Genomic DNA, 13,106 nt, shown 5'->3' with positions numbered 1-13,106 from the left:
TTTCAAAATGAGGACACGCCCTAATAAAACGGCTTCACTCGTCACCATATCAGCCAATAAGCGATGCGACTCTTATGTTTATTAAATTGTTCTATACCTTACGTACTTATGGTGTGCCAGTCAGTACGCGTGAGCTGCTTGATCTAAATGCCGCGTTAGATCAAGGGCTGATGATGCAGCCGCATCCTGAAAATCCAGAGCTGTCTACCTTTGCCAGTCGTGAGGATATGTACCGGCTGATTCGACTATGTATGGTCAAAGACGAGCGCCATTTTGATAAATTCGATCGGGCAATGGCTGATTATTTCGAAGGCGTCGACAGTCTTGATATGGATGAGCTATTGGCTAAGCTGACTGATGTCCCAAAAGAATGGCTTGATTTAAAGTTAGACCCAAAAAATCTAACCGATGAGCAGCGCCGACTGCTAAAAAAATACGGCTCATTAGAGGAGCTGATGAAAGCACTTGAGGAGCGTCTCAAAGAGCAAAAAGAGCGGCATCAAGGCGGTAGTAAGTGGGTCGGTACTGGTGGCACATCGCCATTTGGTGCCTATGGTGACCATCCGGAAGGCGTACGCGTTGGCGGTGAGTCACGTAAGCGTAGTGCGGCCAAAGTCTGGGAGCAGCGTAAATACCGCAACCTTGATGATGATAATCAGCTTGGTACTCGACAAATTCAGATGGCGCTGCGTAATCTACGTCAGTTTGCTCGTACCGGTAGCGCCGATGAGCTAGACATTCATGAGACTATTAAACGCACGGCAAAAAAAGGCGTGCTCGATATCCATATGCAAGCTGAGCGCCGTAATCGCGTCAAAGTATTGATGTTGTTCGATGTGGGCGGCAGTATGGATGTCCATGTTGAAGCCTTAGAAAAGCTATTTTCAGCGGCTAGAAATGAATTTAAAACCTTAGAGTTTTTTTATTTTCATAACTGTCTTTATGACTATGTTTGGAAGGACAATAACCGTCGTCATAGTGCGCCGATGCCAACGTATGAGCTGCTCAATAAATACGGTCGCGAATATCGCGTTATCTTCGTCGGTGATGCATCAATGTCGCCATATGAGCTGATGACAGTGGGTGGTAGCGTTGAGTATATGAACAATGAGGCGGGTATTGTTTGGCTCAAGCGGGTGCTCGCGCATTTTGATAAAGTCGCTTGGCTCAATCCTGAGGATCCCGCGTACTGGCAATATACCCAAACCATCGTTGAAATTAAGAAGCTATTCGATAATAAAATGTACCCGATGACCTTACATGGGGTAGAAGAGATGACCAATTATCTAGCGCGTTAATTTTGAATTCTGGATGAAGATACGCCCTAACTTATAAAACTTATTAATCCTCATCTTTTTTGATAATAGCAGCCGTTATGACAGCATAGCGGCTACTTTTTTGTCGAAATAATCTGTATTTGTAGTAATACGGCATTGGTATACTCAGTAAAACGTGATAACATTCATTTTAAATGAATGTTATAGAGGCGTTTTGACTGGTTTGACAAAAAATTTAATGACAAGAATTTGATAATCGTTTGTAAAGCCCAGTCGTCGTTGCTTATTTAAGCACTTCGTTTTTCATATATTAATCAATTAACCAACCAATATCATGAATTTATGCCATTTCTAACCATTTGAGTAGCAGAAAAGTGTGTGCAAGTACTGCATTTATTAGACTAAGCGCATTTGACACCGCTTCTCATATGTTTTGGAATTGGTATTAATAAGAGAGACAGTATGGCTTCACTAAAGACTTTAGAGATCGTCACCGCAACTGTTCCCGTCCTTGAAGAGCATGGAACGGCAATCACCACGGTATTTTATAAAAACATGCTTGAAGAGCATCCCGAGCTGTTGGACATATTTAACGAAACCAATCAAAAATTGGGACGTCAACAGACGGCTTTGGCAACGACCGTGTTAGCCGCTGCTAAGCACTTGGATAAATTGGCAACGTTATTGCCACAGGTCACGCAAATCAGCCACAAGCATCGTGCTTTACAAATTTTGCCTGAGCATTATCCCATCGTTGGTAAGCATTTAATCGGTGCAATCAAGGAAGTACTGGGAGAGGCGGCCAATGACGATATCATCGATGCTTGGACTGAAGCTTATGATGAGATTGCCTCAGTATTTATTCAGATAGAACATGGTATGTATGAAGAGGCGATGTGGCAGGGTTTTGCGCCTTTTACCGTGACTAAAAAGGTAGCAGCCGCTACGGATATTGCTGCCTTTACTGTTGTGCCAGTCAATGATAATGCAGAAAGTCATCAAGAGATTGACCTGAGTAAATTGAATTTAACCGCGGGTCAGTACATCACGGTGAAAGCAGATCCAAAAGACAGTGAGCATGTTGCTCTACGTCATTACTCTTTGTATTCCGCTAGTACCGATGCAGGTATTCAGTTTGCGGTCAGACGCGATAACCGCAATGAGCATCATGGTTTGGTTTCTAACTATATGCACGACCAATTAGAAGTGGGTGACACGGTTTTATTATCGGCGCCAGCAGGTGACTTTGCGCTCAAGCAAGATTTGGTACAGCAAAATGAGATTCCATTGGTATTGATGAGTGCGGGTGTTGGTGTAACCCCTGTGCTATCTATGTTAGAGGCACAAGTATTAGCCAATCCAAAACGTCCTATTATCTGGGTTTATGCTTGCCAAAATGAAGCGCATCACGCTTTCAATACTGAAGTAAATAAGCTACTAGAAAAGGCTGAAACTGTAGAGAAGCGAGTCTTCTATTTTGAGTCTGGACAAATATTGAATGAGGCGTGGCTTGCTCAATTACCTAAGCCTGCTGATATTTATGTCTGTGGCTCGATGCCATTTATGGAAAGTATGATTGATGGTCTAGTGACATTAGATCACGGTGTTGATAGTGTCCATTATGAACCGTTTGGTCCCAAGATGAGTCTTGGCGTTTAATTTTTAGCTATTGTTAGCCATTAACTGTTGCTAGTAATAAAAAAAGCACTTGGATGACAAAGTCGTCTCAAGTGCTTTTTATTCAATCTAATTTATCTCATTTTTACCACTATTTTCAAAATAGATCCACCGCCTAATCTTTATTTTCAACCAATCCAATCATCACACCCATCTCTTTTTTATCGTGCTTATCCATGCTAGGCGCATATAAGGCTGATGCAATCCCGCCATCTAAAAACAGGGCATTCGGACAGCTTAAATCATCCTTAAACAACGATGCAAATTGATAAAATGTCACAGGCGCATCGCTATTGACAAATTTTATGTGGCCATCATCACAAACACCTGCGCCATTACGAATCTTGAGTGAGGTGCTATCAGGATTAAATTGCGGATGTATCTCGTTATTGATAACCAGCATAGGACCTGATTGGGTGGCATACCAAGGCTTCGCTTCGCCGCTCTTAAGCTGCTCATTTAAGGCATTACTTTCTGTAATTTGTACCTCTCCAGCTTTATCCCACCACAGCACACCATTGGGCAGTAAATGAAAATTGCCACCGCCTTCTTTGAGATTTAGCGATTTGATCTCTTCACCATCAATGATGGTATAACCAATCGGTGCATAATTTTCGTTATACATACCTGCATTCATAGCAAAGTTAAGTGCTTGATTTTTTGGTAAAGTCGCTAATAACGTATCAAAGGTAAGTAATGACTGCGTACTATCAGGCTGCTGCCAAAAAAATTTTAATGAGTAGCGACCATCTATTAAGGCTTGAGCGTCAATGCTACAAACACTATAAGAAAATGGTGCTTCTTGAGTCTGACACGACCATTTTTGTGTCTCGCTGTCAGCAGCATCAGTGCTTATCGGTTGGCAAGCACTGATGCTGAGTGAAAACAGCGCAATGACCCATAAAGGTAAAGAAGGCGTGAAACTTGGCATCAATCATCTGTCTTTTTGATAAAGAGTAAATATAAGCGCTCATGGATAGTAAAATACTAATCACTATTTTTAGTCATTGTTAAGCGGAACGTCGCGAAAAGTATTGTTGACGTTGCCTATTAACTGCCCACCGCCTGTGATGCTCGCAAAGTTGCCAAGGCTCTGCTCCACCGAGGTGCTGGTTTCTCTGCCTTTATCTCGTGAGTCTTTATTATAAGCAATGAGGGCGTCATCATTGGCTAAAAAGCTATCAGGGTTCGCCATTACCCACATCTGATTAAACACATCTGCGCGGGCGCTATTATTAAGTAGCGCTCCCTTATCCGTAAAATAAAAGAACTTCGATAATAGCTTTATCTGCCCGTCATCGAGGCGGCGCGCGATATGATATGGTTGTAATTGGCTTGGGTGTTGCAAGCCGACCGCGCCGACGATACTGGCTAGGGATTTGAGGGTGTTTTTATGGAAGCTTGCGACGCGCTCAGCTTTGCTAGGGACGTCGAGCGCCTTTTGACGATATGGGTCTTGGGTGGCAACGCCAGTCGGGCAAGTGTTGGTATGGCACGAGCGTGATTGAATACAGCCAACGGCAAACATAAAGCCGCGCGCTGAATTACACCAGTCTGCGCCCAAAGCAATCATACGGGCAATATCGAAACCAGAGACGATTTTACCGCTCACGCCAAGTTTGATTTTATCGCGAATACCTGCGCCTACCAAAGTATTGTGTATTAATAAAAATCCTTCAACCAATGGCATACCGACGTTGTCCATAAATTCGACAGGAGCCGCGCCAGTACCGCCTTCTGCGCCATCGATGACGATAAAATCAGGATAGTTATCGGTTTCGATCATGGCTTTCACAATGGCCATAAACTGCCAAGGCTGACCGACACAGAGTTTGAAGCCCACAGGTTTGCCACCGGATAAGTCGCGCAGCTGCTGCCAAAAGGCCACCAATTCTCGCGGGGTGCTAAAAGCTGTATGCGACGATGGCGAAACACAATCTTGACCTGTCGGTACTTCACGAGTATCGGCGATTTCTTGGGTGATTTTTTCGGCGGGTAACACGCCGCCTTGACCAGGTTTTGCCCCTTGAGATAGTTTGATTTCAATCATTTTAACTTGCGGATCGACGGCTTTTTCAGCAAAAGACTGCGGGTCAAAGTTACCCTGCTCATCACGGCAACCAAAATATCCTGTACCCAGCTCCCAAATCAAATCGCCACCGAACTTGCGATGATAAGGGCTGATTGCGCCTTCGCCTGTATCGTGGGTAAAGCCACCTATTTTTGCACCTTGATTGAGCGCCATAATTGCATTAGCCGATAAGCTGCCAAAGCTCATTGCCGAGATATTAAACACCGACATATCGTGTGGCTGCTGACAACGCTCGCCGCCTACCATAATACGAAAATCTTTATTTTCTAGAGGCTGGCTAATCGCTGATTGCAAAAACCATTCTTTACCATTTGTGTATAAATTATCTAGCGTACCAAAAGCATTGGTGTCACTGACGTTCTTAGCACGTTGATAAATTAGCGCCCGCTGCTGGCGTGAAAACGGTACTTGCTCTTTGTCATTTTCTAGTAAATATTGACGAATTTCAGGACGAAAATCTTCGAGTACATAGCGAATGTGTCCGGCAACGGGATAGTTTTTCAAAATAGAATGCTTTGATTGTATGAGGTCATAAACCCCCAAGCAAACCCCAAACCCGCCGAGAATAATCAACCACCAATTTAGCAATAGTAGACCTGCTAAAAATATTAATATGGCCGCACCAAAGGTGCTATAACGCAGCAATAAGCCGACCAAATATGGAGAGCTGGTTTTAGGTTCAGGATTTAGATTGGTACGAGATTGGGGCATAGCTACACTCAACAGTAATACGTAAATATTAAAAAGGTGATAATGATTCAAAGAGAAAGTAGGGCAAAAACCACCCTCACATGACCATCATTATTAGACACCGACAAAGGGCTCAGATTTATCGCCTACATCATACACATATGATATCACCGCATCGCAGTAATTGGGTAACAGTGTGCTACTGTTGGTGTTGCTACTGGTGTGATTTTAACAGGCAACTTGTACCAAAGTTTTCTGCTCATCGATCACTTTAAGCGTAATCTCAACGGACAAAAATTGCTGAATGAGCCACGCTTGTGTTTTGCTATGCTCGCTAATAACCCGCGCGCTAAACGCACCGCCGCCTGCTACAGCCAACGGCAATAGCAGCTGATCTGTTAAATATTCATCGACCAGTGCATCGGTGTTAAATACATAACGTTTGACTAAGCCTGATAAACGACTACCTATCTTTTCCGCTGAGCTGCGTTTTTCTCCTAGTAACGTAAACATCTCACAGTGATATTCTGGATGGTTTTGTGTGTCACTAGTCTCACGAGTGACTTTTGCATAGCAAGTATTGCCTTCACCAATGCCGTGTAATTTATTGCCGCGCGTCGTAATAAGCGCCTCATCAATACCTGCCTCAATCAATGTGGCTTTTGCGCTAGCAAGCTCACGTTTGCAAATATCGTATTCTAGATTGAGTACGCTTGCGACTAAAGCGATATTGACCAACTCGCCACGTTCAGTAAGTTTAAATGGCAGTGTATTAGCACGGCGCATGAACGGCGTGATTGTCGCTTTAATCGTACCCCCGCCGATAGGAGCAAATCCTGCTTGCAGGCACTCAATATCGACCTGTATGCCGAGCTTGGCAAGTAGCGGTACAAAGGCGTGTTGTAAAAAATCCGTTGTCGGCGCGAGTGGGTTGTGCGTGCCACCTATGATGGTCACGGTTGATTGACCGCTTGAGTCAGCATTGGCAAATAGTAGGGCAGGTAGCAGCGTTTGTAGCACAAGGCTGGTACTGCCTGCCGAACCAATATCAAAGTTATAATCGCCCGCTTGTACGGTGCTTGGTGTAAAGGTAAAGGTCGTACTGCCTAACTGTGCGCCTGTCACCACTGCGTCCGATATGGCTTGTGAGGCTTGTACACACATTAAATGCTGGCGCATCAATCCGGGTTTGGCGCGTCCTGCACGTATATTGGTGATCTCAATCGGTGTGCCTGTGAGCATCGATAACGACAACGCTGTACGGATAATTTGTCCGCCGCCTTCGCCTGTGCTGCCATCGATTTTTAGGGTTTTATGTGTTGATGCTGGCATGATAAATGTCTTTATGGTTAGTACGCCTATTGATTGGTGATGTTTTTAATGGACATAATAAAATGCTTCCCAATACTTTTCGGGTCGCATTTAAAATAAGATTGAAACCGACTGTCAGTTTCTGGTGGTAAGGTCTAAAAGGTGCATTGTGCTTAGTGACGGGTACGGGGCATAAGTTGTAAAAAAAGCGTTTGCCCGCAACGCGTAGCAGCCACTACAGTATATTTTCAACCCCCTGCTGTGGATACGCGGGGTCTGACACTCGCCCAGTCGGTTCCAAAAGGGGAGTCTGCTGATTATGCTAAGCTCGCAGAGAATTTGGTGTTATTGGTCTAACATTTATTACGCGACATTATTAGTCAACAAGGTCAATTTGCCAGTTATTGGCTTGAATGACAAGATTAATCTTGCGTAGTTTCATCGCGATATCATCGGCTTGTTTTTGTAAGCCTGCGACTGAGACCATGACATGCCACTTAATCTCGCGAGGGCTATAACGATCAACCTCGGTATCGGTGGCTTCAATCGCCTCCATCAATAGCTTGTGACTCATCTCTAAGGTGTCGCGCTCAATCAACAGCGTCAGCATCGATTGACCTTCATTGGTCTGAGCGACGGCATTGGTGCGATGAATACGCTCAATCAACACGCTCAGCTCGGTAATGATTTGGCTGGCATCTACCATCAATGCGTTTGGGTCTTCATTCGGCGTGTCGCCTTCTTGGACTTTGACATTGCTGCGAATGCGTCCTTTGATTTGCGCCAGCTTTTTTTGCATATCGCTACGGATAAGTAGGGCTTCTGCGAGTTTCATTTTTTTGTCCTTAATTTCTGTTTTTCATTCTAATGAAATGCTTCATAAATGAAGAGGTTATTTCAAGAATAAACTCAACTTCCTCTTCGATAACTTGTGAATCATGTTTGACATACTCGTTTTGATATTTAGTAAAATACTCAACCAGCTTTACAAACATGTTTGCTAGTTCTTTGGAACCGTTATTATTCTTAATAAATGCACCAATATCACTAAACTGATTTTCTAGAGATTTGGAATTTTCTAATATTTCTTTTACCAATAATTCTAACGATAGTCGAAGATCATCCAACAAGTTTCTCTCAAATATATTTCCTTTATATTTTTCTAGAGCGTTATTATATTGTTCTAGGGATTTAGCATAGTCATCTAACCAGAATCTAGTTTCATCTACTAAAATTTCATTGACCGTGTCTATGTCGGTATTCAAGCCTTTAAAGCGTGTCAATAGCTTTATCTTAAGATCTCTAACTTCAGGTAAGTCTTTAAGTTCCGAATGCTCGCAAAGTTCTTTTATAATTTTAAATTGTTGTTTCGGATCAAATGAGCTTAAGTTTTTCTTTAAAGCATGCCTTTTATTAGGTACTGATGCTGGGAATGGAGAACTTGGATAGGGAATATTAATGCTATAGTCAACTGCATACGCCGACAATAAACTAGCAATTTTAGAAGTTGATAAACCTGTCTGGGTATTTCCTAGAATATCGCCTGCTGTTTCAATAAATGTTTGAGGAATCATATTTAACCTTCTTTTAATAATATTTAGATTTTCCTCTTAGAGGAAAGTAAATCCTAACACATGCTTGAATGATGAATTGTTTATGCTTTTGCCGAGGGACGAGGTGAGAGCCAAGATTTTAAATAAAATGGAGTTATGAAAAGCATATTTCCCACTTTTTAAAGAACTCAGATGTCGAGGCTATGCTTTTTAATCTTTTACTTTTTCTAGCTGATACATAACCTCTAATCATCTTACGCCTAACCCTTAACACACACCACCTGTCGCAAGGTATGTACCACTTCCACCAAGTCAATTTGCGCGCTCATCACATCATCAATGTTTTTGTATGCCGCTGGAATTTCATCAATGACGTCCGCGTCTTTTCGGCATTCTACGCCTTTGGTTTGGGCGATTTGGTCATCAATAGTAAATACCTTTTTCGCCTCAGTACGTGACATCACACGACCTGCGCCATGTGAGCAAGAGCAAAAAGATTCTTCATTCCCTTTACCTTTGACGATAAAGGATTTTGCGCCCATTGACCCCGGAATGATACCGTATTCACCAACGCGCGCTCGTACCGCGCCTTTACGTGTGACAAATACTTCCTCACCGTAGTGCTCTTCTTTGGCCACATAGTTGTGATGGCAGTTGACCGCTTTTACTGCTGCATCGAACGGCTTTGGTACGATGATACGCAGTGCTTTGATGGCTTTTTCCATCATAATTTCACGGTTTTTAAAGGCGAAACGTTGTGCCCAGCCAACCGCAAACCAATAATCATCAAAGTGCTCAGTCCCCTCAGCAAAGTACGCCAAATCCTTATCAGGCAAATTGATAAACCATTTACGCATGTCCTCACGCGCCAGCTCAATAAAGTAGCGCCCGATGGCGTTACCCACACCGCGAGAGCCTGAGTGCAGCATGATCCAGACCTGATTGGTCTCATCAAGGCATACCTCGACAAAGTGATTGCCCGTACCCAGCGTTCCCAAGTGTTTTAGGTTATTGGTGTTTTTAAGTTTCGGGTGCTTTTGGGTAATGTAGTTAAAATCATCAACCAGCGTGCCCCAACCATTCATCACGGTTTCATCAGGGTTCGCCCATGCGCCCACATCACGGCGTGACCCGCGACCGCGTATCTTACTACGCCCGTGCGGAATGGCTTTTTCCAGCTTAATGCGCAGTCCGTGCAAGTTATCGGGCAAGTCATTGGCGGTTAGCGTGGTTTGCACAGCCATCATACCGCAGCCGATATCCACGCCGACCGCTGCTGGGATAATCGCCTCTTTGGTCGGCAATACTGTACCGATGGTCGCGCCGATACCGACATGGACATCAGGCATCACCGCGAGCCACTTATAGATAAAGGGCATCTGTGAGGCTTTGATCAGCTGGTCGTGGGCTTTTGGATCGACAGGTACGCCTTTGGTCCATAGTCGAATAGGGGTTCCGCCATCTTGAATGATATTGTGTGTCATGGGTTGCATAATGTGTTCCTTAGTTTTTTGTAAGATTGTTCTGCCTGTACTTTATATACTGCTAAGGGTGTGCCAGTTTTACTAAAGATAAATTTTATTTTCATAAGTATCTGATATTGAATAATAAAAAATATTTCAAATTCTTTTTTTATAAAATAATAAACTTTAATTAAGTAAACAGAGCTATAATTTATTCTATAAATATAGTTTTTATTCTATAAAAGGATTGTGCATGATGGCGAAGGTTCAATATAAAACAAAGCATTAAGTTGTCTCTAACAAACGCCTATTAAGCACGGCGATTTTATTAGGCGTGAGCATCAGCAGTTGTTTTGCTGCGCCGTCTTTGGCATCGCTACGCGGCAATTATCAAACCTCGATACAAGTCGCGCCCACTATGCAAATGCCATTGCCCAAGCCGCCCGCAGCCCTATTTGATAGCGTACGCTATGACAGTGACGGCATGTCGTTAGCCGCATTTGTCACGCCCGATCCGCAAGATCGAAAAAAGTATCCTGCTATTGTTTGGCTGACAGGCGGCGAGTCCAATACGCTAGCAGACTTTTGGCGTAAAGGCTCTAAGCAAAATGACCAAACCGCCAGTCCTTACCGTGATGCTGGTGTGATAATGATGTTTCCCACATTACGCGGCGGCAATGACAATACAGGTAACATCGAAGTGAATTATGGTGAGGTTGATGATGTCATTGCGGCAGCCAAGTATCTGGCGACTCTGCCGTATATCGATAGCAGTCGCATTTATTTGGGCGGGCACAGTACAGGTGGCACGCTGGCACTATTGATCAGCGAAGTGGCGAGCAGTACGCACCCTGATTTATTTAAAGAGGTCATTAGCTTTGGTGCCAGTCAAGAGACGATGTTTTTACAAGACGTTGACTTTGCTGGCGATGAGCAACGAGAGATGGATTTACGTGCGCCTGCCAATTGGCTTCAAGATATTAAAGTACCGACATGGATTATTGAAGGCAAAAATCTGGGTAGTAATTATCGAGATTTAAAGCCAATGTGTGATAAAAACAAAAATCCGATGCTGCACTGCGCCTTTATCCCGCGGCACGACCATTTTAGCGTGCTGTATCCGCTCAATCGCCACCTTGCTCAACAAATCATGGCGGATAAAATGCTGTCTATAGATGCTAATGCGTCATGGACGAATAGAAACTAAAGGTGAAAATAAACAGATCTAATATTTATCAACACTTTGTGCAGACTATGAGTAATGAATAACGAGTAACCAGCAATGACTAAAAAACCGCACACCAACAAAACCGCCGTCATCGGCTTTCTTGGCACTACGTTAGATAACGGCTTTAATGACAAGCGTTGGCAACGCTGGCGACCGACGGTCAGCTTGGGCTTGCATGATGAGTTGCTGGTCGATGAGCTGCATATTCTCTATAGCAAGCGTGATAAGCGCTTGTTTCATCTGATCTGTGATGATGTGGCACAGGTCAGCCCGCAGACGCAAGTGATTGGGCATCGAGTGGCGCTTACCAGTCCGTGGGATTTTGCTGATGTCTATGCCGAGCTGTATGACTTTGTCACAGGGTTTGCGTTTAACACCGATACCGACTATCTGCTGCATCTGACTACGGGCACGCATGTGGCGCAGATTTGTTGGTTTTTGCTGGTAGAAGCGGGGTTTATGCCTGCCGACTTTATCCAAACTTCGCCATGTCCCAAGCCCGATCAGTACAATCCGCAAGGCCGTTATCAAATCATTGACTTAGACGTGTCGCGCTATGACAGCTTGCGGGCGCGCTTTGAAGCCGAAAAAGCGCAGCACTGGCAAACCCTACAAGCCAATCTGGTCACTCAAAACGCAGCTTATGAGCAGCTTATCTCTGATATTGAAAAAGTGGCGACTCGCTCCACCGCGCCCATCCTACTTATGGGGGCAACAGGGGCGGGCAAATCGCAACTGGCGACCCAAATCTATGCGCTCAAAAAAGCCAAGGCCAACAATACCGCCCACAGCAAATACGCGCTAGGGTCATTTGTCGAAGTCAACTGCGCCACCTTGCGTGGCGATACAGCGATGAGTGTGCTGTTTGGTCATGTTAAAGGCGCGTTTACAGGCGCCGCGTCTAGCCGTGATGGGCTGCTCAAGTCTGCCGATGGCGGCCTGCTGTTTTTGGATGAAATCGGTGAGTTGGGACTGGACGAGCAGGCGATGTTACTCACTGCACTCGAGGAGCAGCGTTTTTATCCGTTGGGTAGTGATACGTCGATTCACGTGTCGTTTCAGTTGATGGCCGGCACCAATAAAGACCTGCGCCAAGCGGTCGTTGATGGCGAGTTTCGGGCAGACCTGTTTGCACGATTGAATACGTGGACGTTTTTTTTACCATCGTTAAAAGATCGCCTTGAGGATTTGCCTGCCAATATCGACTATGAGCTGGCGCGCTTGGGCAGCGAACAGCAGCAGCAATATCGATTTGCCCCAGAGGCGAGGCAGCTGTATGAAAATTTCGCCACGAGTGTGGACGCTACATGGCAAGGAAACTTTCGTGATCTAACAGCCAGTATGATTCGCCTCACGATACTTGCTGAGAGTAAAGTCATTCGCAATGATGATGTGCAATCAGAGATCAAGCGCTTAACACATCTTTGGGGTTTACCTAAGGGTTCAGGTTCACACCAATCCAACCAGATGACTAATAATAAAAATAGCCTAAGCAAAACCAAATCTAGAACCGAATTAGATAGTAAAACCATCGAGCAGGGTAGCCATAACGTTTTAAGCCAATATCTTGATAAAGGTGCTCTTGCAATGATTGATCCGTTTGATGCTGTTCAATTGGCATACGTGATTGAGGTTTGTATGAATCATAAAAACCAAGCAGCAGCAGGGCGTTATCTGTATGCCAACTCCCGCGACAAGCTAAAAAGCCCTAACGATAGCGATAGATTACGCAAGTATTTGCTAAAGTTTGGGCTTAAGTTTGATGAGTTGGGGTAGAAGGGTGGCATTGTTTTTGATAATTGAATATTAAAATAA

At 44.2% G+C, this 13,106-nt stretch carries 10 protein-coding genes; 4 read left to right on the top strand and 6 right to left on the bottom strand.

Annotated elements, in window-relative coordinates:
• Positions 1–74 precede the first annotated feature (74 nt).
• Both JMX93_RS06290 and JMX93_RS06285 read left to right on the top strand, forming a co-directional pair.
• Entirely contained in the window at positions 75–1,298 is a 1,224-nt protein-coding gene (locus tag JMX93_RS06290) for a vWA domain-containing protein (protein ID WP_499204216.1), read from the top strand.
• 441 nt (positions 1,299–1,739) lie between these two features.
• The gene (locus tag JMX93_RS06285) at positions 1,740–2,936 is read left to right on the top strand and encodes a globin domain-containing protein (protein WP_499204215.1); all 1,197 of its coding nucleotides are present in this window, start codon (positions 1,740–1,742) and stop codon (positions 2,934–2,936) included.
• Positions 2,937–3,069: 133 nt separating this feature from the next.
• On the opposite strand, the gene JMX93_RS06280 is transcribed toward JMX93_RS06285, so the two are convergent.
• The 6 genes from JMX93_RS06280 to JMX93_RS06255 form a co-directional block, all read right to left on the bottom strand.
• Positions 3,070–3,885, bottom strand: coding sequence for a phosphodiester glycosidase family protein (locus JMX93_RS06280; protein ID WP_499204214.1), 816 nt, complete (start codon positions 3,883–3,885; stop codon positions 3,070–3,072).
• Positions 3,886–3,954: 69 nt separating this feature from the next.
• Entirely contained in the window at positions 3,955–5,757 is a 1,803-nt protein-coding gene (locus JMX93_RS06275) for an FMN-binding glutamate synthase family protein (RefSeq protein ID WP_198331253.1), read from the bottom strand.
• 207 nt (positions 5,758–5,964) lie between these two features.
• Positions 5,965–7,068, bottom strand: coding sequence for an RNA 3'-terminal phosphate cyclase (gene rtcA, locus JMX93_RS06270; RefSeq protein ID WP_499204213.1), 1,104 nt, complete (start codon positions 7,066–7,068; stop codon positions 5,965–5,967).
• Positions 7,069–7,423: 355 nt separating this feature from the next.
• Positions 7,424–7,882, bottom strand: coding sequence for a DIP1984 family protein (locus tag JMX93_RS06265; protein ID WP_499204212.1), 459 nt, complete (start codon positions 7,880–7,882; stop codon positions 7,424–7,426).
• Positions 7,883–7,892: 10 nt separating this feature from the next.
• The gene (locus JMX93_RS06260; RefSeq protein ID WP_499204211.1) at positions 7,893–8,621 is read right to left on the bottom strand and encodes a hypothetical protein; all 729 of its coding nucleotides are present in this window, start codon (positions 8,619–8,621) and stop codon (positions 7,893–7,895) included.
• Positions 8,622–8,860: 239 nt separating this feature from the next.
• Positions 8,861–10,093, bottom strand: coding sequence for an RtcB family protein (locus JMX93_RS06255; protein ID WP_499204210.1), 1,233 nt, complete (start codon positions 10,091–10,093; stop codon positions 8,861–8,863).
• A 304-nt stretch (positions 10,094–10,397) separates the two neighbouring features.
• Here JMX93_RS06255 and JMX93_RS06250 point away from each other — a divergent pair, with 304 nt between their 5' ends.
• On the top strand, positions 10,398–11,270 hold the full coding sequence (locus JMX93_RS06250) for an alpha/beta hydrolase family protein (protein ID WP_499204209.1): 873 nt from the start codon (positions 10,398–10,400) through the stop codon (positions 11,268–11,270).
• 75 nt (positions 11,271–11,345) lie between these two features.
• Entirely contained in the window at positions 11,346–13,067 is a 1,722-nt protein-coding gene (rtcR, locus tag JMX93_RS06245) for an RNA repair transcriptional activator RtcR (RefSeq protein ID WP_499204208.1), read from the top strand.
• Positions 13,068–13,106: the final 39 nt, after the last annotated feature.

Origin of the sequence: Psychrobacter muriicola 2pS, assembly GCF_904846535.1 — a bacterium.
Taxonomy (GTDB): Bacteria; Pseudomonadota; Gammaproteobacteria; order Pseudomonadales; family Moraxellaceae; genus Psychrobacter; species Psychrobacter aquimaris.
The sequence above is the reverse complement of the archived record's forward strand: the minus strand, read 5'-3'. Positions and strand labels throughout refer to the sequence as shown.